The sequence below is a fragment of the Onishia niordana genome, assembly GCF_004798965.1.
GTDB classification, from domain to species: domain Bacteria; phylum Pseudomonadota; class Gammaproteobacteria; order Pseudomonadales; family Halomonadaceae; genus Onishia; species Onishia niordana.
Genome location: NZ_SDSD01000006.1, coordinates 1 through 19,013, shown reverse-complemented (window position 1 = coordinate 19,013; position 19,013 = coordinate 1). Strand labels below are relative to the sequence as shown.

Below are 19,013 nucleotides of genomic sequence, written 5' to 3'. Positions count from 1 at the left end.
CCCGCGTCCCTTAACGCCTGGGGACGAAGACCGGGGCACCATCGACCATGGCAGTCGTCAGGGCCTGGCCGTAGAGCCGCTCGAGAGCGTCAGGCACCAGCATGGTATCCGCCGCGCCCCAGCAGGCTTCGCCGTCGGGGTAGAGCAGCAGCAGGTGGCTGCACCAGCGGGCGGCCAGGTTGAGGTCATGCAGGCACATCATCACACCGCAGCCGCGCTGGGCCTGCTCGGTCAGCAGCTCCATGACCGCGACCTGGTGGTGAAGATCGAGGTGATTAGTGGGTTCGTCGGCGAGCCATAGCTGAGGCGACTGCGTCAGCAGCGTGGCAAGGCTGACCCGCTGACGCTCGCCACCGGAGAGGGTCGAGAGCTCGCGTTCGGCGAGATGTTTCAGGTCGAGGCGCTCAAGCGCGGCCTCGGCCCGCGCAATATCCTCCGGCCCCTCCTGTTGCCAGGGCGCGATGAAGGGATGGCGACCGATCAGCGCCGTCTCGCGGACGGTGGCCGGGAAGTCGTCATGCTGTGACTGAAAGACGATGCCCAGCCGACGCGCCAATGCACGACGCTTGAGGCGCGACAATGGCACGCCAGCGAGACGCACCTCGCCGGAGCGCGGCGCGCGCAGGCCGGCGAGCGTATGCATCAGCGTCGTCTTGCCGGCGCCGTTGGGGCCCAGCACCCCCCAACGCTCGCCGGGCGCCACAGCGAAATCCAGCGGCCTTCCCGCGCCGCGTCCGGGGATATCGATGACCAGCCGATGCGCGTCCAGGGTCTCCATCAGCGACTCCGATAGAGCAGGTAGAGGAAGCTCGGTACCCCGAGCAGCGCGGTAATCACCCCGACCGGTAGCTGCTGGGGGGCGATCAGGGTGCGCGCCAGGGTGTCGGCAAGCGTCAGCAGGGTGCCCCCGGCCAAGAGGCTCGCCGGCAGGATCAGCCGCTGATCGTTGCCGAGCCGCAGGCGCAGCATGTGCGGTACCATCAGCCCAACGAAGCCGACGCTGCCGGCGGTGGTGACCGCCACCGCGGTGAGCAGGCTGGCCAGCAGATAGAGCGTCCACTCCAGCGGTCGCACCGCCACGCCCAGGGCTGCGGCCTGAAGCCCGCCGCGGGCCAGCACATTGAGGGTGCGTCCCAGCGGCATCACCACCAGCAGGCTCACAACGGCCACCCCCAGCACCGGCCAGGGGCTGCCGGCATAGGCCATATCCCCCATCAGCCAGTAGAGCATGCCGGGCAGCCGCTCCACTGGGCTCACCGCCAGCAGAAAGCTGATCAGCGCGCCCCACCCGGCAGCCATTACGACGCCGGTGAGCAGCAGGCGGGTCGGCGTCCAGCTACCGGTACCGTGCGCCAGTCCGAAAACGATCAGGGTCGAGGCCAAGGCACCGGCGAAGGCGGCCCCGGTAACCAGCGCCACGCCAAGGCCGGCCAGCATCGCGGCGAGTGCGGCCACAGAGGCGCCGCCGGAGAGCCCCAGCACATAAGGATCGGCCAGGGGATTTCGCAGCAGTATCTGCATCAGGGCGCCGGCCAGCGCCAGCAAGGCCCCGGTGCCGAAGGCGGCCAGTGCCCGCGGCAACCTGAGCTCCAGCACCAGCGTCTGATGCAGGGCATCGCCGCCGCCGGCGAGCACCGCCAGGAGCTCATCTGGCCCGATGGCGACGCTGCCTAGCGCCAGCGACACCGCAAGCGAAAGCAGCGCGGCCAGCGCCAGCAAGCCAAGGGGGCGAAGGCGCAGCCCACGACCGACCGGTTGAGCACTAGCGTCGCTCACGGGCGACCTCCAGGTGCTCGCAGAGCCGCCGGGTGCCCTCGACCAGCCTGGGGGCGGCCCGCTGCACCAGGTTGGGATCGATGAAGAAGAGGTTATCCTGCTGCACCGCCGTCAGCCGAGGATAGTCGCGCCAGGCCTCGAGCCAACCGGAGTCGGCCTTGCCCATGCCACCGGTGATGATCGCCTCAGGGTCGCGGGCGAGCACCGCCTCGACGCCTATTCGTGGCACCAGGGCAGAGGCATCAGCGAACAGGTTCTCGCCACCGCATAGCTTAAGCGAGCGACTGATCCAGTGCTCGCCATTGATGGTCATCAGCGGCTGCTCCCAGACCTCGTAGAAGACCGGCACCGGGTCGGCATCGGCGTAGTCCTTGCGCAGCGCCGCCACCTCCGCCCGCAGCGCCGTCGCCACGGGGTCGGCGATGGCGCTAGTATCCGCCAGCTCACCGAAGCGCTCGAGGCTCTCGGCGATGCCGGCGAAGTCGTCGACATCGGAGAAGAACACCGGCAGGCCGAGCGTCGGCAGACGGGCGAGCTGCTCCTGGGGATTGCCGCCTTGCCAGGCCACTACCAGGTCGGGCTCGAGGGCCAGCAGCGCCTCGAGGTCGAGACGGTCATAGCTGCCCACGCGAGGGAGGGCTTGCGCCTCGGGCGGATAGTCGCTGAAGCTGACCGCCCCCACTACCCGCTCGCCGGCGCCCGCGGCATACAACAGCTCGGTGACGCCGGGCGAGAGCGCCACGATGCGCCGCGCCGGGGCATCCAGACACACCTCGTGGCCGGCATCGTCCGTGACGCAGAGCTCGGCCGCCGGGGCCGGGCTGGCCAGGCCCGCGAGGACCAGGGCCGTCAGCGTGAGGAGCCGCGCGCGCCAGCTCATCACTCGCCGAAGGTCACGCTGAGGAAGGCTGCCCGGCCGGGATTGAGATAGTCCCAGCCCCCCTGAAACGCCGAGGCGCGCGCCGTTGCGTACTCCTTGTCGAGCACGTTCTCGAGCGTAAGGCGAGTCGACCATAGCGGAGCAAACTGCCAACCGGCTCGCAGATTGACGAGCCCGAAGCCCGGCAGGCGCTCGTTATTGTCGGTGTCGTTGTAACGATGGTTCTGGGCGATAAAGGAACCGCCAAGGGTCCAGTCGCCCAAGGCCCGGTCGGCATCCAGGCGCAGGCTTCGCGTGGCCCGACGTACCAACTGGTTGCCGGTGTTGCGGTCTTCGGGATCGGTATAGGTCAGAGCGGCACGCAGGCTCCAGTCGTTCACCTCGGCGCCGGTGGCGAGCTCCGCCCCGCGGATACGGGCCTGATTAACATTGAAAGGAGCAAAACGGCCATTGCGCAAGGTGGTCGCGATCATATCCTTGATCTCGGTCTGGTAGACCGACAGGTCCCAGAATCCCTGACCGAACTGGGCACGCAGACCAAGCTCGGTTGTTCTGGAGCGCTCGGGATCGAGGGCGTCATTGCCATAGTTCGGAAAGTAGAGCTCGTTGAAGGTCGGGGCACGAAAGGCGGTGCCGTAGCTCGCCCGCAGGGTATGCACCCCATCCAGGGCGTAGCTGATGCCCAGATGGCCGGTGACTTCTTCGCCAAAAGCCTCGTTATCATCGAAGCGCATCCCCGCCTGCAGGTTAAGAGGAGAAAAATCGAGCAGGGCCTGGGCAAACAGGGCAGCGTTGTCGCGGCTATCTTCGTTGTAATCCGAACTGCTATCGATCTTATCCTGACTGTATTCGGCGCCGGCGGTCAGGTCGTGGTCGCCTACTATCAGGGTATTTTCCCAGCGGGCGCTGTGGGTCACGGTATCGAAGTGAGTAAGACTGCCGTTGGCATCATCCTCGCTCTCGTCGCGCGCCTCGCTGAGCGTCACGCGGCTCGTCCAGCGCTCCGTCACCGGCAACTCGCCATAGACGCCGGCCACCTGCTGTCCATAATCGATGTTACCGCCGACATATTCGGTGTTGCCTCGAGTCCGTAGCCCCAGCAAGCCGACCTCGCTGCCATTGTCGAATCCCTGAGACAACCGCACGAAACCCGTGGTGTTGTCATAGCCCTTGTCGCCATCACCCGATTTGATCTCGGTGCCATCGGTGCTCAGGTGACTGGCGGAGAACGCATAGCGGGTGTCATCGGCACGCCCCGACAGGCTGGCACTATAGCGCTCGGTGCCGAACGAACCGCCGCCAGCGGTGATACTGGGATGCGCGCCCTCGGCCTCTCCCTCACGAGTGAACAACTGCACCACACCGCCCACGGCATCGGCCCCATAGAGACTGCCACGTGGCCCGCGCACCACTTCGACCCGCTCGAACATCCGCGGCTCGAGAAACTGCCAGGTCGGGCTACCGGCAGTGGCAGAACGCAGCCGAATGCCGTCGATCAGCAACAGCGTCGACTCACCGCCGGCCCCGCGGATATTGACGTTGCTGGTCTTGCCGAAGCCACCGTTGGAGGTGACATCCACGCCGGGCTGGGCGCGCAGCATATCGGTGATGTCCTTGGGGTCTTGGCGGCGCAGATCGGCCTCATCGAGCACCGTGACCGAGGCCAGGCTCTGATCGGCGGTGCGCGGCGTCAGAGTGGCGGTCACCACCAGGGAGTTCAGCTCCTGTTGAGAATCGGCAGAGCCGCTCTCGGCGGTGACGGTATCGGCGGCGCTGGCCAGCGGCGCCACGCCGAGACACAGGGCGGCGAGGCCCTGACGGCGGGAGAATGTCGTGATCATGATCGTGTACCCTGGGGCCGCACGCACCCGTGCGACGAGAACCCTTGAAGGCCGGGCGGGATGGGATCAGAGGAAGAACGGTCGGCGGCCTGTCGGCGGCGAGTCACCCTTGCCCCCGGATCGCCCTCCGCGTCCTGGCATGCGCTCGAAGGCCGGTCTCCGGGCTGACGAGTGAGGCGCGAACACCTCGAGACCGCCGCCTTCCCATGCTTGAGCACAGTGGCCTATCGCTTACGATAGTGGCGGGCCTTGACTCGATCACCGTTGCGGGGGCAGCGTCGGATTGACGAAGGTGTCACCAACTTCCCGTTTAAACCCGGCCCGTCTGCGCGGCCCTGGGTCACCTTTGAGTGCGCGTAAGCTAGCAACCGGGGGTAGGCGAGTCAACGCGAATTCCCCGCCGGGGCGCTCTGGTAGAGGCAGCGCGCCAGCCCGTGGCGCACATACCAGACCGCCTCGGCATGGGCCGCGGCGTCCTGAGACAGCCAGCCGGCCAGGTCGCGCAGGCGTCGATCCTCGACCGCCATAGGCACGATGCCCCGCCCCATCTCCGGCAGGATCAGCACGATCTCGCCATGCCCCTGTCTCTCGGACTCGACCATCGCCTTGAGCTCATCGACCAACCGCCCTCGTAGCCGGTCGCCGTCGCCTTCATCGGCCAGGGCGTTGGACAGCCAGCCACTCCATCCGCTTATCACCAGGGGTCGGCCCGGCGTGAGCCGGTCGCGCCAGCCGCTAAGCCCACCGCCCTCACCCGCCTTTAGCCATAGGGCACCGGGAAAGCGCGTCGTTACGATGTCGCCTTTGCCGGCGCAGGCACCACCGATGAAGAGCTGCATGTCCAGCCGTCCTCCTCGTGAGTGAAAATGAAGCAGCGCCCCTGGGCTTGGCCGACTACGCCGTCCCAGAAGTCTGTCGCCTCAAGGCGATGACGCAGCTCGCGGATGGCACCGCCATGGCTGACGGCCAACACGCGACGATGCCGGGCCTCGCGGGCCTCGGCCAACACCTCCTCGAGCCAGGTGGATAGCCGCGCCCAGAGATCATCCGCCGACTCGCCGCCCGGGGTGGGCAGCCGACCATGGCTGTCGACCCAGGCCCGGTAGTCGGGGGCGTCCTTCAGTGCGGCCCAGGTACGGCCTTCGTAGTCGCCGAAGTTCAGCTCACGCAGGCGCGCATCGACGCGCGGCGTCTCCCGCTGGCCATCATGGACAAGGCCCTCGCGCAGATGGGTAAGCGTCTGGCGACAGCGGGTCAGGTCGCTGCAATGCACGGCATCGAACTCGAGCGCTGCCAGGGCATCGCGCAGCCGGTCCAGGTCGGGCACTGCCTCGGGCAGCAGCAGCGGAATGTCCTGATGGCCCTGATAGCGACGCTCCAGGTTCCAACTCGTCAGGCCATGACGAACGACCACCAGCTCCAGGCGATCAGCAGCAGCCATAACTCTCCTCCCTCGATGGCGGCGCCAACGATATCGCCGTTGATGCCGCCGAAAGCCCGGCGCACCGCCAGGCCATAGATGATGATAAAGATGGCGAGGCCTGCTACCAGCCAGGCCATCCCCGAGATGACGAGGAGTCCCAACAGTGGCAGCAACGCCGCCAGAACGAGATCGCGCCCGCCGAGGCTCTGCTGCCAAGCGTGAGCCAGGCCCTCGGGGCGGGCCGCCGGCATACAAACCAGCAGGCAGACGCCGCCCAAGCGTCCCAGGGCCGCGATCGGCACCAGCCACCAGGGGCTGGCGCCCGCCTCGAGCAGCGCCCATAGCAGCATGGCCTTCCAGGCCAGCTGAAAAATCAGCGCCAGCATGGCGAAGCTGCCGATCTGTGAATCTTTCATGATGGCCCAGCGCCGCTCCAGCGGCGCGTTACTGCCCAGGGCATCCGCGAGATCCATCAGGCCATCCAGATGCAGCCCTCCACTCAGCGCCACCCACAGGCTGAGCAGCAAGAGGGCCAGCATCGGGGTGGGCAGCAGCGGCTGCAAGGCGACGCCGATCGCGGCCACCAGGCCGCCGAGCAGCACCCCCACCAGCGGATAGGCCCGGGCCGCCCAGCGCCGGGTGCCCGGCGTCCAAGGACAGACCACTGGCACCGGCACTCGCGTCAGGAACTGGATCGCCAGCAGTGTGCCGAAGAGCGCCTCCTTCATGCACGTTCTCCTTCGCCCTCAATGAGGGGCTTCCATTCGATCGATTGGCCGGCCATCACCTCGATCACCCGGTCGGCTTGGCCGGCGAGGTCTCGGTGCAGGCGCTGCAGGAAGGCCAGGTAGCGCCACACCAGCGCATCCGAGGGCGGCAAGTCCTCGTTGAGGTCGTTGGAGACCACCACCAGCGTGATACCCCGGCGGCGGGCTAAATCGAGCAGGCGTTGGAGCCTCGCGCGCCCCTGCGCCTCTGTCAGGCCGGCTTCGAACATCAGCTGGCTTGACCACAGGGTCAGGCAATCGAGCAGCACGCTGGCGCCGTCGGGGACCCGCTCCAGGGCGGCAGCGAGCTCCAGCGGGGCCTCCAGCGTCAGCCAGCCCGCTCCCCGCTCGCGACGATGACGGGCCACGCGGGCTGCCATCTCGTCGTCACCGACCCGCGCCGTGGCAAGATAGACCAGGCCGCCGGGCGCGGGCGATCGCCACGCCCGGGCCAGTTCCTCGGCCACCGCACTCTTGCCGGAGCGCGCGCCACCCGAAACAAAAGCAATCATGGCCGTCTCCAGGCGGCCAGCGCCTCGAGCAAGCGTGCGTTATCCGGGCCGTCGCGCATGGCCAGGCGCAGCCAGTGGCCGTCGAGGCCGGGAAAATTGTGAGTATGTCGGGCCAGCAGGCCACGGCACAGCAGGAAGGCGAACAGTGCCTCCGCCTCGGTCGCGTCTTGCCCGCTGCGTAACAGAAAAAAGTTGGCCTGGGTGGCCGGCACCGCATAGCCCAGCACGCGCACCGCCTCGGGCACGGCCGGGCGCACTCCGGCAAGCCAGGCCCGGGTGCGGCTCAGGTAATCGGCATCGGCCAGCAGCGGCGCCACCAGCCCCAGCGCCAGGGCATTGACGCTCCAGGGCATCTGGCGCTCACGCGCCTTTCGCACCAAGCCTGGCGCACCGAGCAGGTAGCCAAGCCGCAGGCCCGGCAGATCATAGAGCTTGGTCAGCGAGCGCAGCAGCAGAAGATTCGACGCCCCGGCCAGCAGCGGCGTGAGCGACGCCTCATCACTGAAATCGATGAAGGCCTCATCGACCACCAGGGTCGTGCCCGTTTCACGGCCTCTCGCCAGCAGGCGCTCGAGGGACTCGCGAGGCATCAGCGTACCGGTCGGATTGTTGGGGCGACACAGGAAGAGCACCGCGGCCCCCTGCATGGCGCGCTCTGCCGCGCCGAGGTCGAGCGCGAAGTCTTCGCCATACAGCGCAAGCGACTCGACCGTAAGGCCATAATGCGCACAGGCGAGGCGGTACTCGCTGAAGGTCGGCTCGACGATCAAGGCATGGCCGCCGGCATGCAGAGCCGCCGCCAGATAGATCGCCTCGGCACCGCCATTGGTCACCAACACCTGCTCGGGCGTGAGCCCTTCGCGCTCGGCGATGGCCCGCGCCGGCGCCTCATCATCCGGATTCGGATAAGCGGCAAGCCGAGGGGCGGCACCGCTCAGCCACTCTCCCAGCCAGGCCGGCGGGCCCAGCGGATTGAGGTTGGCGCTGAAATCGATCAGCGGCTGATCTGGCGGCAGGCCAAAGTGCTTGAGCAAGGCCGTCCGGCGGCCGCCGTGCTCAGGCCAGTCTTGCGGGTTCGCCGCCTTCATATCAACCACTCCCGCAGCAACACCAGAGGCGTGGCTAGCAGCAGGAAGACCAGCCAGGCGCCGTGCATATACGTGATCGCCCGCTCGATATGGCCAGCGGTAAGCGTCTCCTGGGGCGTGCCCAGGGTGGCACGCGGCGAGGGACGGCCGGCGTAGTGGTTAAGGCCGCCAAGCCGCACGCCCATCAGGTTAGCCACCATGGCTTCCGGCCAGCCCGCATTGGGGCTCGGGTGGCGTGGCGCCTCGCGACGCGTGGTCGCCAGCGCCCCGGCCAGGCGGCTGCCGGGAATCAGCCAGGCGGCCAGCCACAGTGACAGCACTGTCAGGCGGGCCGGCAGCCAGTTGACGGCATCGTCGAGGCGGGCCGAGGCGCGGCCGAAATCTTCAAAGCGCGGGTTGCGATAGCCAACCATGGAATCCAGCGTATTGGTGGCCTTGTAGGCAAGCGCCAGCGGCGCGCCGCCGAGCAGCGCCCAGAACAGCGGCGCGGTGATGCCATCCACGGTGTTCTCGGCGACGGTCTCCACCGCGCCCCGAGCAAGCTCGCTCTCGTCGAGCGTCGCCGTATCGCGACCGACGATCATGGCAAGCGCCTGGCGGGCCGCGGCCATATCGCCCCGCGTCAGGGGCTCGGCCACCGCTCGGGCGGCCTGGGCGAGCCCCTTCGCCGCCAAGGTCGTGGCCAAGAGGCCAAGCTCCGTGACCACGGCCAACCAGGGGCTTGCCCAGGCGAGAGCCGCCAACAGGCTCCAGGTGATGCTCCAGGTACCGCCCACCACCAGCACCGTCAACCAGCGGCCGTGGCGCCGGCGATCGGCGGCGGGCCAGTGGTTCCAGGCCCGCTCGAGCCGAGCGATTACCCGACCGATACCGACCACCGGATGCGGCAGCCAGGCAGGGTCGCCAAGCACCAGATCGAGCAGCATCGCCGCAATGACAAGGGCCAGCAGAGCCTGGGACAGGGGCTCGAAGGCCGGAAGCGCCAGGCTCATGGCGCGGCCTCCCCCGCCATGGCCAGAGACGCCTGAATGGCCCGAAACACACCGCCCCCGATGGCCCGCCCTAGCAGCGTGCCCGAGCCCGCATAGGGCGTCACACCCCCGCGCTGGGTGGCGGCGATGACCAGGCAATCGGTGGAGGTGCCGGTGGCCGGCGTATCTGAGAGCGGATCCCGGATGCCCAGCGCATCAAGGGCCCGCACCTTGGCCTCGCTGGCCGACTGGACGGCATTGACCAGGGCGCCATCGTCGAGATGGCCATCGATGAACACCTGGATGTTGATGGTGCCGGCGACCAGGCGCGGGTCGTCCCGCACCGGGGCGGTGATATCCACGGCATTGCCGACTCCCGCGGTGACCGCGACCAGCACCCGTCGCTCGCCGGCGTGGGCCTCCTCGAGGGCCAGATGCGCCAGGGGTACCGCGGTCATCATCGCCACGCAGTCCTCGGCCTCAAGACCACGCGCGGTCAGCCAGCCCTGCAAATCGGCCCGGGGCGCCTGACCGGCATAGTCCTTGTCGACGTAAAAATTGCAGATGTCTCGCGACCAGCCGAGTCCCAGCCCGACCAGGGCACTGCTCAGGGTGCGCAGCGGCGTCTCATGATGGAAGTGCACGCAGCCGGCATCTCGAGCAAGCGCGAGGCCGCCTCCCACCTCCAGCCACGAGCCGGGCGAGCGGCACGCGGCCGCCATCGGCTCAGCGGGCCTCACGGTTATCGACGCCAGCATCGGAGAAGGTCGCCATCTCGCAGAGCATGGCGCTCGCCGCCTCGAGCAAGGGGAACGCCAGGGCCGCGCCGCTGCCCTCGCCCAGCCGCAGGGAAAGGTCCAGCAGCGGCTCGGCGTCAAGTGCCCCAAGCGCCAGCGCATGCCCGGGCTCGTGGGAGCGGTGGCCAAATATCAGGTAGGGGCGCAATGCCGGCTCGAGGCGACAGGCGGTGAGGGCCGCGACGGTGGCGATGAAACCATCGACGAGGATCGGCAGGCGGTTGGCGGCGGCGCCCAGGTAGGCGCCCACCATGGCCGCGATCTCGAGCCCGCCGAGGCGCGCCAGCACGTCCAGAGGATCGTCGGGGTCGGCAGCGCGGGCAACGATCGCCGCCTCGATGACCGAGCGCTTGTGGGCCAGGGCCTTCCCAACCACGCCGGTCCCCGGCCCCACCAGCTCGGCCACCGGCAGGCCACTCAGGACCGCCAGCATGGCGCTGCTGGCGGTAGTGTTGGCGATGCCCATCTCGCCGACGATCAGGCAGCGACAGCCGCTCTGGACGGCACGTTCGGCGGCGCGCCGGCCGACCTCGATGGCCGAGCGCGCCTCGTCGCGCGACATGGCGTCTTCACGCGCCAGGTTGCCGGTTCCCGGGCGCACCTTGTCATGCACGATGCTCGGCGCCGATAGCGCCTCGGACGTCACGTGTGACAGGTCTTCCGTCACCCCGACATCGACCACCTCGAGCCGGGCGCTGATCTGCCGCGCAAAGACGTTGATGGCCGCGCCGCCGGCGACGAAGTTGGCGACCATCTGGGCGGTCACGGCCTGGGGAAAGGCCGAGACGCCTTCATGCGCCACACCATGATCGGCGGCGAAGACCACCACGCCGGGTGGCGTCACGCTCGGAAAGTCGTCGCCGGTCATGCCGGCCAGCTCGACCGCCAGCGACTCGAGACGGCCAAGGCTCCCCGGGGGCTTGGTGAGGGTATCGAGATAGCGGCCGACCCGCTCGGCACAAGCCGTGTCGAGGGGCGGGATCAGCGGCGATAGATCATTCACGGGGCATCTCCGGACGTCCTTTTCGGGCCCCGCATCTTACCAGAGGCCTGCCGGCTCGGCCCGTCCGCTCAGCCTGCTCGCCAGCCACTACTCTGTTTAAGATCCACATAATCACAAGAAAATTCGGCTACCCAGGCCTTCCTCATCAGCCGCTCCTTGCCGCGCGGCGCTGAATTCGTCCAGCGCCGCGCGGAACCCAAGCGTTTATTCGTCTGTCACTGAGACTGCCGGCGGTTGGATGGGAGCATTGCCCCGCGACCCTGTCCGCTCGGCAACGCTTAGCGACGAATGGAATTCACGACTTTTCAGGAAGACGAGGATGAACCGACGCGATTTCTTGAAGACCGCTACCGTACTCGGTGGCGCCTTTCTGCCCGTATCTACCCTGTTCGCTGCCGTCGAGCAAAGTGGTGCTTCCCTTGGCCCCGAGGAAAACTTCGACTATGCGTGGCTAAAAGGCCTGGCCCGCCACCTTGCCGAGCAGCCTCCGCGAACCACCACGGCCGAGTTGCCAACCACGCTTCAGGGCCTGAACTGGGATCAGTACCAGGCCATCGGCTTTCGACCAGACAAGGCCCTCTGGAGCGACACCGACGACGCGACCTTCCAGGCACAACTCTTCCATCTGGGGCGCGGTTTCAAGAAACCCGTCAGGATCTACACCCTCCGCGATGGCCGGGCCCGGGAGATTTCCTATGACCCAGAAATGTTCGAGTTCAAGGGCTCGGGCATCAACAGCGATGCGCTGTCCGAAGACTTGGGCTTTGCCGGCTTTCGGCTCCACCACCGTGACAACTGGAAGCGCGATATCGCGGCCTTCCTGGGCGCCAGCTACTTCCGTGCCGTCAGCGACTCTCTGCAGTACGGCATGTCGGCGCGCGGCCTGGCGATCAATACCGCCATGAACCGCCCCGAGGAGTTTCCGGACTTCACGCGCTTCTGGCTCGAGCAACCCGAAGGGGACGATGACGTCGTCAATGTCTATGCGCTACTCGAGTCCAAAAGCATCACTGGCGCCTACCGGTTTCGCATCAGTAACCCGGAGGCCGGCGTGGTCATGGACGTGGACGCCGCCCTCTATCCGCGACAGGGCATCGAGCGCCTGGGCATCGCCCCGCTGACCAGCATGTACCTGATCGGCGAGAACGACCGTGACGCTGGCTGGGACTGGCGCCCCGAGATCCACGACTCAGACGGGCTGGCGATACACACCGGCGAAGGCGAATGGCTGTGGCGCCCACTGACCAACCCGCGTCAGCTGCGCTTCAACGCCTATGCCGACGCTAACCCCCGCGGCTTCGGGCTGGTCCAACGTGATCATGACTTCGACCATTACCAGGACGACGGGGTCTTCTATAACCGGCGCCCCAGTGTATGGATCGAGCCCAAGAGCGACTGGGGAGCCGGTTCAGTGCAGCTGGTCGAGATACCGGCTCTCGACGAAACCTTCGACAACATCGCCGCCTTCTGGCATCCCGAAGCTCCCGTACAGCCCGGCCAGGAAATGCGCTTCGGATATCGCATCTACTGGCAGCCTTTGCCTCCGCATCAGTCACCACTGGCGCGCTGCACCGCGACCCGCACCGGCCTGGGCGGCGTCGTTGGCCAGCCCCGTGAATACTTCAGCTGGCGCTTCGTGGTCGAATTCCAGGGCGGGCCCTTCCCCTTGGATGAGCACGCCAACATCAATGTCGAGCCAGTCATCGAAGCCTCAGCCGGGCGTGTCGAGATCACCTCAGCGCGCCCTCTCGAGGAAATTCAGGGCTACCGCGCCATGTTCGATGTCGTGCCTCCGGATGACGGTACCGAGCCCATCAACCTGCGCCTCTACCTGGAGGGCGATGGCCAGCCGCTGACCGAGACCTGGATCTATCAATGGACGCCACCGCCCGCTGATGAGCGGGACCTGCACAACCCGGCGCATCTGTGAGCCGCCCTCACGCTCGGCATTCACGGTGCTCAAGGCCGACGATGCCCGACGGGTAGCATGGTGTCGCTCATTGCGGCCTCCTTACCGCAATGAGCGACACCAGCATGCCCCTTCCTCATACCTCAAGGCAGGGCTATCCATGATCGCTCGCCCTCGCTCGCGACGCGACAGATGCCCCACGCCCATACCATGAGTCAGGTGGCCGAAGACAGTTGGCTGAGGGAAGCGCAAGAGACGTAAGTTCAGTGAAGAGCGCCGTGCGTCGAGTGAAGCGCTTTACGCGCTTAGCACCTCGGGTAGGATAAGCAAGCCACTCGTTGCCAGGAGTACCGATGTCAGCCACATCCCTAAGCAAGACCAAGACCAGTTTCTATCGCCGCCTCTACGTGGCCTACCTGATCGACCAGGGCGTCGCCAGCGTACCCGCCCTCACCGAGGCCACCGGCATGCCAAGGCGAACGGCCCAGGACACCATTACGGCCCTGGCCGAACTGGACATTGACTGCCAGTTCGAGCCAGGCGCAGGCGAGCGCCATAATATCGGTCGCTACGTGATCCGTGACTGGGGCGCCATCGATCCCGAGTGGGTCGCCCGTCATCAAGCGGCCATCAAGACGGCACTGGGCTACCCCTGAGCCTGACGGCAGATAACGGGGAACTGGAAACCGGGAACGGAAGCGCCCGGCTCAGTGGGTACTCATTTCTTCGCCGAGCGATTCTTCTAGAAGCGATCCGCACGAAAAGGCGCCATGTCGATGGCCGGCGATTCACCATCCATCATCTCGCCGAGCAGCCGCCCGGTAGCTGGCCCCAGGGTGAAGCCCTGATGCCCATGGCCGAAGGCGAACCACAGCCCCTTGTGCGACGGCGCCGGGCCGATCACCGGCTTCATGTCCGAGGTACAGGGCCGGGCGCCCTTCCAGGGCGTCTCGTCGCGCCTTTCTCCCAATGGCACCAGCTGGCGGGCTACGGCCTCGGCGGCGCCCAACTGGTCGAGATCCGGCGGCGCATCGCGGTTCGCCAACTCGGCGCCGGTGGTCAGGCGCACGCCGGCACGCATCGGCGCCAGCAGATAGCCGACCTCGGCATCCATGACCCAATGCTTGAGTGTGTGCCCTTCCTTTAGCGCGTAATGCATGTGGTAGCCGCGCTTGACGAACAGTGGCAGCCGATAGCCCAGGCGACTCAGCCAGTCTCCCGACCAGGGGCCCATCGCCATCACCAGCTCAGCGGCCTCCAGGGAGCCAGCGTCAGTCTCCACTTGCCAGCCTTCAGCGCTCTGTTCGACCGATTCGACGCTAGCCTTGATGACCCGGCCCCCTAACGCCTTGAAGGCCTCGGCATAGGCGGCGACCAAGCCACCAGGGTCGGCGACGGTCCAGCTATCCCGCCACAGAATCGCGCCGATGGCATCCTGGGAAAGATCCGGCTCCTGCTCGACGAGTGCCGCCCGATCGAGCCGCTCATAGGTGAGGCCAAAGCGCTTGGCGAGCGGCTCGACCTTGGCCAGACGTGACTCAAAGGCCTCGTGTGTACGATAGAGTTCCAGCCAGCCATCACGGCTGACCAGGGCATCGGCCCCGGCCGCGGCGATCATCGGCGCATGTTCCTGGGTCGACAATCCGATCAGGGAGGCATATTCCGGCAGGATGCGGGCGTAAGGCGCAGGCGCCGAGTTCTGCCAGTAATGAAATAACGCGCTGGCCGACTCCAGCATGCCGGTGGGCCGATAGCGAATGTCCACGCGCCGGTTGGGCACGACCTGCATCAGGGTCTTGGCGTCACGCGGGAAGGGATAAGGCGCCACGGCTTCACGCTGGATGATGCCGGCATTGCCGAACGAGGTCTCATGGCCCGGCTCCCGGCGGTCGACCAGCACCACTGAGCGCCCCCGCTTGGCCAGATGGTAGGCAATCGAGACCCCGACCATGCCAGCCCCCAGAACAATCGTATCGCTGACATCAGATTCCTTGGACATGCGCACTCCTGACCGTGAAGGAAGACAACCGGCATCCACCGGATTCTCCATTCTAGGGCATACACCGACGCATGCCAGACCGATCAGGACGGGGCCAGCTAGAAGACGGGACGGCTGACGCCATGTCAGTGCTCGCGTAAGCTTCAGGACTTACCTTTACCGCCGGAGACTTCATGACCGATCGCGATACGCGCCATCAGCAGTCGATGCAGAAACTCAAGGACCATGTGGACGACAAGGTCGCCAGCGCGACCGAAGAGCGTGGCCTCTTGCTGGTGTTCACCGGCAACGGCAAAGGCAAGACCACAGCCGCCTGGGGGACCGTCACCCGCGCGCTGGGCTACGGGTATAAGGTCGGTGTGATCCAGTTCATCAAGGGGCTGTGGGAATGTGGCGAGCGCGAGCGGCTTGAGGCCGATGCCAACCTCGAAGTCGCCATCATGGCCACCGGTTTCACCTGGGACACGCAGAACCGAGAGAGCGATACGAAGGCCTGCCAGGAAGTCTGGCAGGAAGCGAAGCGCATGCTCGAGGATCCCGAGGTTTATCTGGTCGTCCTTGACGAGATTACCTACATGCTCAAGTTCGGCTATCTGGATGTCGCCGAGGTAATCACCGCGCTCAAGAACCGCCCAGCGGAGCAGACGGTGATCGTCACAGGGCGCAACGCCAATCGCGACGTGGTGGCGATGGCCGATACGATTACCGAGATGCAGGAGACACGCCACGCCTTCAATGCAGGCCTAAAGGCGCGTCGCGGCATCGACTACTGAGCCACGAACTTTCTTGCTGTCTGCGGCTCAGACATGACGATGCCCTCGCCTCACAGGCCGAGCTGGCCCCATTCGGAAATGGAGACGACCATGAATGCCAAGGGAATCCTCGATCAACTGATGAAGCAGGCCGGCGGCCAGAGCAACGCCAGCGGCGGCGGTGGCTTCGACGCCCAGCAACTGGTGAAGGGGCTGTCCTCTCAGTTCGGCGGCAATAGCGGCAAGGATGGCGCATCCAGCGGCGGCTTCGACGTCAAGAGCCTGCTCGGTGGCGGCGCCATGGGCGCGCTGATCGGTTCCAAACGCGGCCGCAAGATGGGCGGCAAGGCACTCAAGTACGGCGCCATTGCCGGCGTCGGCGTGCTCGCCTGGAAGGCGTGGCAGAATCGCCAGGCCGGTGGCGATGCCGCTCAAGAAGGCGCTCCCATCGACGACCTGGATGGCCGGGCCCAGGAACAGCGCAGCCTGGAGATCCTGCAGGCAATGATCATGGCGGCCCGCGCCGATGGTCATATCGACGAGGCCGAACGCAGCCAGATCAGTGAACAGATAGAAGCGCTGGGCGCCGACGCTGAGCTGCAAGCCTGGGTCGAACGACAGTTTCAGGCCCCGCTGGATGCCGAAGCGCTGGCCCAGCAGGCCGACTCGCCCCAGGCCGCCCGGGAGATCTATCTTGCCAGCGTGGCGATCATCGACGACCAGAACCCCATGGAGCGCGCCTGGCTCGATCAGTTGGCCGCGGCCTTGGGGCTGGATGCCGAGATGAGCGCCGAGCTAGAGCGTCAGGCCGTCGGCGCCACACAGGGCTAGTTGACCGCAGGCTTACCCCGACGGTGGCCGAGCCGAACCAGCAAGGCCGTACCATCGACCACAGGTTCGGTCACCTCGGGCAACACCTCGCGCGGCAGCTCCATGATGCAGGCCTGCTCGTGGACAGTAAGCACCCATTCTTCACAGTGCCTGCATCGATACTGGTCGCCGCCGTGGCTCGCATGGTGCCGCTCAAGCTCATCGAGCCCTGCGGCAAACTGCACGGCGACCTCCGGCCAGAACATCAAAGCTGTGGCTGAACCATCGGCCTTGCGGCAATCCCCACAGTCGCAATTCACTGTACCAAGCGGCGTGCCGGTGGCCATCAGCGACACCGCGCCACAGCCACAGCCGCCCTGGTAGAAGGGTCCGTTGCTCATGATGCACTCCGTTGATCAACAATGATGTTGCCAGTGTGACGGCGACCGCTTGCAGCATGCGCGCCCATGGAATGAAGCCGAAGGCGCAATGTAATGGGCGTCGCCATGCCTGCATTTGTTATGCATTTAGCCGTTCCCAAACTTCTTTTTCCGTGGGAGCACTTTCTTTGTTTTTTACTTGGACACGACCACCTCTCGAAACTGCTTTTGCCCAGAAAACAATGGCTTTTCGAGGAGTCTGTTGCCAGTTATTGTCAACCAACCAAGAATCTAGAGAATTAATGTCGATGGGCACCCCGTTTTTTTGAAGAGTTCGCAACGTTACCTTGATATTATCCTCGTCTAAAGCATGCAATCCTGACTTATTACATGAAACAGATAGTGACTCAAAGGCTTTTTCCAACATTTTGTCCATGTATTCTCCTATGCATCTGCATAAAGCAGAGGTAATCGGACGCTTTGTAGCGCCAGCGAAAAAGCGGTCCGGTTGACCGCCTAGTTAAACGTCTTCTGGATCAATCCCGCCATGTAGAAAATTCTCCATACTACTTGCACCTTCCGGTTTTAAGCCTTCCCGCTGAATGGCTTCGTACCAATTTGCCACTGCACGCTTCATCCAGTTCAGGTCTTTTTTCCAGACAGGACCGACATGCTCGACCCACAATTCAATCTCACGCTCCGACGTAGGCGACGCCGAAGACAGCAGCTCGGCCGTAGAAACCAACTGGTCGGCCAACTCACCATCAATCACTTCGTCAGGAATTGACCAATGTCCCTTATTACCAAGACAGTCCGTATAAAACCCGAGCTGCTTAACCTGATCCAAAAGGTATGGATGCTCCGCATCTTTATCGAATAGTGGACGAAAGTCGTCTAGCCTTCTTGCTCCTTCAGCCACTAGCTGCGGAAAAATCCACTGCACATTCTTGTTGGTGTGAGAGCGGTACCGCTTCCATTCTTCCTTGCGGTCATTGTCGTCACGCGCCAGCGACATGGCACGAAGTATTGAGACCTTTCCTGACTCTTCGATAGAAAGGGCTGCTAGAGAACAAGCTGTCGGAAGCCGTCCAGCTTCAAGAAGAAACTTGGCATCTTGCGCCAAGCGCGCCGCATTTTCCGACGCAGCAGTCATGCCTTCGGCTATCTGCGAGAAACTTAACTTTCCTTTATAACTTGGCAGTTTCTTCGACACGAGCCTCATCCGTTTAACGCCTAAGCTAAGTTGCCGTCCGAAGTGCGACAGCGGTTTGGACGGTCAACTGCAGCGATTTGTTAGGTTCTCACATCACGAAGCTCACGTTTTCTGGCCTGAATAGCCTCCCAATACTCTTGGCGCCGGCTCAAGTGAGCCTCTACACCGTGAAAAGCAATGGGAACTGAGCCTTGAGCGAACAATTCAATATCATCGACATCATCTATTGGATCGGGCCGATCATCAGGCCATTTTGTGAAGTTAAAGATAATAGCTATAGACCGTTTATCAATTTCTTCACCACCATGCGGGTGGTCTTCTCGCCCTTGGAAATAGTCTCGATCGAGCTCATCCTTGCACCGATCTAGCAACACATAAAAGCGTAGTCTTTGATATTCTTCATTTTCTCCCATGATCTGCCTATGGTCCAGCTCGGTTATGTGGACCTTCAAGGCTTGGTATCGCAGCAGCATTCTGGCAATCGATAGCCAAATGAGCCGATCGTTGGCTGGCACAAGCTTCCCCGAACCAGAGAAAACCTCATAGGCGCGCTCAAGAATCTGTTTCGACTCTTCAAGAAATGCCCCTGAATGAGCGCGCGCATCTTCTTGCTCGTGACGTTTGGTATTTGCTACATAGAGTCTGTAAGCCACCACGGCACTACATGCGACCGCAAGAGAACCGAGCGCCTGAATCACCCGGATGGCCTCGGACTCGCCGAAAACAAGTACTCCCCCTACCATGCCACCGACACCCGCAAGCCCGCCCCCCAGGCCAATAATGACGTTGCTGACGCTTAGTTTCATAGAAAAGAACCTAACTGTTCAGCATTTCTTCGCCGTGCGGAGCATGGCGTATAAATGCCTGTTGGACTAAGCCGCCCATCAGGCTG

General features: G+C 64.8%; 21 protein-coding genes and 1 riboswitch. Of the genes, 4 read left to right on the top strand and 17 right to left on the bottom strand.

The features are described 5' to 3' along the window. Positions 1–10: 10 nt before the first annotated feature. The 12 genes from ETC27_RS11885 to cobT form a co-directional block, all read right to left on the bottom strand. Entirely contained in the window at positions 11–778 is a 768-nt protein-coding gene (locus tag ETC27_RS11885; RefSeq protein WP_136255227.1) for an ABC transporter ATP-binding protein, read from the bottom strand. After that, positions 778–1,776 carry a FecCD family ABC transporter permease gene (locus ETC27_RS11880; protein ID WP_240724900.1) on the bottom strand — a complete coding sequence of 333 codons (999 nt, stop codon included), beginning with the start codon at positions 1,774–1,776 and terminating at the stop codon, positions 778–780. Before ETC27_RS11880 ends, ETC27_RS11885 begins: the two co-directional genes overlap by 1 nt. Continuing rightward, complete coding sequence (locus tag ETC27_RS11875) at positions 1,763–2,656, bottom strand: cobalamin-binding protein (RefSeq protein WP_136255226.1); 894 nt, start codon at positions 2,654–2,656, stop codon at positions 1,763–1,765. Before ETC27_RS11875 ends, ETC27_RS11880 begins: the two co-directional genes overlap by 14 nt. Then, a complete protein-coding gene (locus tag ETC27_RS11870; RefSeq protein ID WP_136255225.1) occupies positions 2,656–4,497 on the bottom strand; it encodes a TonB-dependent receptor domain-containing protein in 1,842 nt (613 codons plus the stop codon). Before ETC27_RS11870 ends, ETC27_RS11875 begins: the two co-directional genes overlap by 1 nt. A gap of 133 nt (positions 4,498–4,630) precedes the next feature. Further along, a riboswitch (cobalamin riboswitch) is annotated at positions 4,631–4,860 on the bottom strand. A 20-nt stretch (positions 4,861–4,880) separates the two neighbouring features. Beyond that, positions 4,881–5,336, bottom strand: a complete 456-nt coding sequence (locus ETC27_RS11865; protein ID WP_136255224.1) for a bifunctional adenosylcobinamide kinase/adenosylcobinamide-phosphate guanylyltransferase — start codon at positions 5,334–5,336, stop codon at positions 4,881–4,883. Beyond that, a complete protein-coding gene (locus ETC27_RS11860; RefSeq protein ID WP_136255223.1) occupies positions 5,288–5,938 on the bottom strand; it encodes a histidine phosphatase family protein in 651 nt (216 codons plus the stop codon). Before ETC27_RS11860 ends, ETC27_RS11865 begins: the two co-directional genes overlap by 49 nt. After that, positions 5,890–6,648 carry an adenosylcobinamide-GDP ribazoletransferase gene (cobS, locus tag ETC27_RS11855; protein ID WP_136255222.1) on the bottom strand — a complete coding sequence of 253 codons (759 nt, stop codon included), beginning with the start codon at positions 6,646–6,648 and terminating at the stop codon, positions 5,890–5,892. Before cobS ends, ETC27_RS11860 begins: the two co-directional genes overlap by 49 nt. Beyond that, positions 6,645–7,199 carry a bifunctional adenosylcobinamide kinase/adenosylcobinamide-phosphate guanylyltransferase gene (locus ETC27_RS11850; protein WP_136255221.1) on the bottom strand — a complete coding sequence of 185 codons (555 nt, stop codon included), beginning with the start codon at positions 7,197–7,199 and terminating at the stop codon, positions 6,645–6,647. Before ETC27_RS11850 ends, cobS begins: the two co-directional genes overlap by 4 nt. Then, a complete protein-coding gene (gene cobD, locus ETC27_RS11845; RefSeq protein ID WP_136255220.1) occupies positions 7,196–8,287 on the bottom strand; it encodes a threonine-phosphate decarboxylase CobD in 1,092 nt (363 codons plus the stop codon). The genes ETC27_RS11850 and cobD overlap by 4 nt, the downstream gene beginning before the upstream one ends. Then, the gene (gene cbiB / locus ETC27_RS11840; protein ID WP_136255219.1) at positions 8,284–9,279 is read right to left on the bottom strand and encodes an adenosylcobinamide-phosphate synthase CbiB; all 996 of its coding nucleotides are present in this window, start codon (positions 9,277–9,279) and stop codon (positions 8,284–8,286) included. Before cbiB ends, cobD begins: the two co-directional genes overlap by 4 nt. Then, entirely contained in the window at positions 9,276–9,980 is a 705-nt protein-coding gene (locus tag ETC27_RS11835) for an adenosylcobinamide amidohydrolase (RefSeq protein WP_136255218.1), read from the bottom strand. Before ETC27_RS11835 ends, cbiB begins: the two co-directional genes overlap by 4 nt. Positions 9,981–9,984: 4 nt before the next feature. After that, entirely contained in the window at positions 9,985–11,058 is a 1,074-nt protein-coding gene (gene cobT / locus ETC27_RS11830; protein WP_136255217.1) for a nicotinate-nucleotide--dimethylbenzimidazole phosphoribosyltransferase, read from the bottom strand. Between the two features lie 319 nt (positions 11,059–11,377). Between cobT and ETC27_RS11825 the strand changes: the two genes are divergently transcribed. Next, the gene (locus tag ETC27_RS11825) at positions 11,378–12,988 is read left to right on the top strand and encodes an OpgD/OpgG family glucan biosynthesis protein (RefSeq protein WP_136255216.1); all 1,611 of its coding nucleotides are present in this window, start codon (positions 11,378–11,380) and stop codon (positions 12,986–12,988) included. Positions 12,989–13,320: 332 nt separating this feature from the next. Continuing rightward, positions 13,321–13,623, top strand: coding sequence for a winged helix-turn-helix domain-containing protein (locus ETC27_RS11820; protein ID WP_136255215.1), 303 nt, complete (start codon positions 13,321–13,323; stop codon positions 13,621–13,623). A gap of 86 nt (positions 13,624–13,709) precedes the next feature. Here ETC27_RS11820 and ETC27_RS11815 read toward each other — a convergent pair whose 3' ends face one another. Continuing rightward, the gene (locus ETC27_RS11815; protein WP_136255214.1) at positions 13,710–14,966 is read right to left on the bottom strand and encodes an NAD(P)/FAD-dependent oxidoreductase; all 1,257 of its coding nucleotides are present in this window, start codon (positions 14,964–14,966) and stop codon (positions 13,710–13,712) included. 173 nt (positions 14,967–15,139) lie between these two features. Here ETC27_RS11815 and cobO point away from each other — a divergent pair, with 173 nt between their 5' ends. Together cobO and ETC27_RS11805 are read left to right on the top strand one after the other, a co-directional pair. Then, positions 15,140–15,739 carry a cob(I)yrinic acid a,c-diamide adenosyltransferase gene (gene cobO / locus ETC27_RS11810; protein WP_136255213.1) on the top strand — a complete coding sequence of 200 codons (600 nt, stop codon included), beginning with the start codon at positions 15,140–15,142 and terminating at the stop codon, positions 15,737–15,739. Between the two features lie 90 nt (positions 15,740–15,829). Beyond that, positions 15,830–16,549, top strand: a complete 720-nt coding sequence (locus tag ETC27_RS11805; protein ID WP_136255212.1) for a tellurite resistance TerB family protein — start codon at positions 15,830–15,832, stop codon at positions 16,547–16,549. Here the strand turns inward: ETC27_RS11805 and ETC27_RS11800 are convergent. From ETC27_RS11800 to ETC27_RS11785, 4 genes are all read right to left on the bottom strand, one after another. Beyond that, entirely contained in the window at positions 16,546–16,929 is a 384-nt protein-coding gene (locus tag ETC27_RS11800; RefSeq protein ID WP_136255211.1) for a GFA family protein, read from the bottom strand. The two genes, ETC27_RS11805 and ETC27_RS11800, sit on opposite strands and share 4 nt — an antisense overlap. A 118-nt stretch (positions 16,930–17,047) precedes the next feature. Further along, positions 17,048–17,344, bottom strand: coding sequence for a DUF1889 family protein (locus ETC27_RS11795; RefSeq protein WP_136255210.1), 297 nt, complete (start codon positions 17,342–17,344; stop codon positions 17,048–17,050). Between the two features lie 84 nt (positions 17,345–17,428). Beyond that, complete coding sequence (locus tag ETC27_RS11790; RefSeq protein ID WP_205742732.1) at positions 17,429–18,121, bottom strand: AbiV family abortive infection protein; 693 nt, start codon at positions 18,119–18,121, stop codon at positions 17,429–17,431. Positions 18,122–18,201: 80 nt separating this feature from the next. Further along, the gene (locus ETC27_RS11785; protein WP_136255209.1) at positions 18,202–18,927 is read right to left on the bottom strand and encodes a hypothetical protein; all 726 of its coding nucleotides are present in this window, start codon (positions 18,925–18,927) and stop codon (positions 18,202–18,204) included. Between the last annotated feature and the right edge of the window lie 86 nt (positions 18,928–19,013).

What these genes read in the sequence shown, in the direction of transcription:
- ETC27_RS11805 (WP_136255212.1), top strand. Translation starts at nt 15,830, where the DNA reads ATGAATGCCAAGGGAATCCTCGATCAACTGATGAAGCAGGCCGGCGGC.
- ETC27_RS11875 (WP_136255226.1), bottom strand. Translation starts at nt 2,656, where the DNA reads ATGAGCTGGCGCGCGCGGCTCCTCACGCTGACGGCCCTGGTCCTCGCG.
- ETC27_RS11815 (WP_136255214.1), bottom strand. Translation starts at nt 14,966, where the DNA reads ATGTCCAAGGAATCTGATGTCAGCGATACGATTGTTCTGGGGGCTGGC.
- ETC27_RS11800 (WP_136255211.1), bottom strand. Translation starts at nt 16,929, where the DNA reads ATGAGCAACGGACCCTTCTACCAGGGCGGCTGTGGCTGTGGCGCGGTG.
- ETC27_RS11795 (WP_136255210.1), bottom strand. Translation starts at nt 17,344, where the DNA reads ATGGACAAAATGTTGGAAAAAGCCTTTGAGTCACTATCTGTTTCATGT.
- cobS (WP_136255222.1), bottom strand. Translation starts at nt 6,648, where the DNA reads ATGAAGGAGGCGCTCTTCGGCACACTGCTGGCGATCCAGTTCCTGACG.
- ETC27_RS11870 (WP_136255225.1), bottom strand. Translation starts at nt 4,497, where the DNA reads ATGATCACGACATTCTCCCGCCGTCAGGGCCTCGCCGCCCTGTGTCTC.
- ETC27_RS11860 (WP_136255223.1), bottom strand. Translation starts at nt 5,938, where the DNA reads ATGGCTGCTGCTGATCGCCTGGAGCTGGTGGTCGTTCGTCATGGCCTG.
- ETC27_RS11865 (WP_136255224.1), bottom strand. Translation starts at nt 5,336, where the DNA reads ATGCAGCTCTTCATCGGTGGTGCCTGCGCCGGCAAAGGCGACATCGTA.
- cobO (WP_136255213.1), top strand. Translation starts at nt 15,140, where the DNA reads ATGACCGATCGCGATACGCGCCATCAGCAGTCGATGCAGAAACTCAAG.
- ETC27_RS11835 (WP_136255218.1), bottom strand. Translation starts at nt 9,980, where the DNA reads ATGGCGGCCGCGTGCCGCTCGCCCGGCTCGTGGCTGGAGGTGGGAGGC.
- ETC27_RS11885 (WP_136255227.1), bottom strand. Translation starts at nt 778, where the DNA reads ATGGAGACCCTGGACGCGCATCGGCTGGTCATCGATATCCCCGGACGC.
- ETC27_RS11820 (WP_136255215.1), top strand. Translation starts at nt 13,321, where the DNA reads ATGTCAGCCACATCCCTAAGCAAGACCAAGACCAGTTTCTATCGCCGC.
- ETC27_RS11825 (WP_136255216.1), top strand. Translation starts at nt 11,378, where the DNA reads ATGAACCGACGCGATTTCTTGAAGACCGCTACCGTACTCGGTGGCGCC.
- cobD (WP_136255220.1), bottom strand. Translation starts at nt 8,287, where the DNA reads ATGAAGGCGGCGAACCCGCAAGACTGGCCTGAGCACGGCGGCCGCCGG.
- ETC27_RS11850 (WP_136255221.1), bottom strand. Translation starts at nt 7,199, where the DNA reads ATGATTGCTTTTGTTTCGGGTGGCGCGCGCTCCGGCAAGAGTGCGGTG.
- cbiB (WP_136255219.1), bottom strand. Translation starts at nt 9,279, where the DNA reads ATGAGCCTGGCGCTTCCGGCCTTCGAGCCCCTGTCCCAGGCTCTGCTG.
- ETC27_RS11785 (WP_136255209.1), bottom strand. Translation starts at nt 18,927, where the DNA reads ATGAAACTAAGCGTCAGCAACGTCATTATTGGCCTGGGGGGCGGGCTT.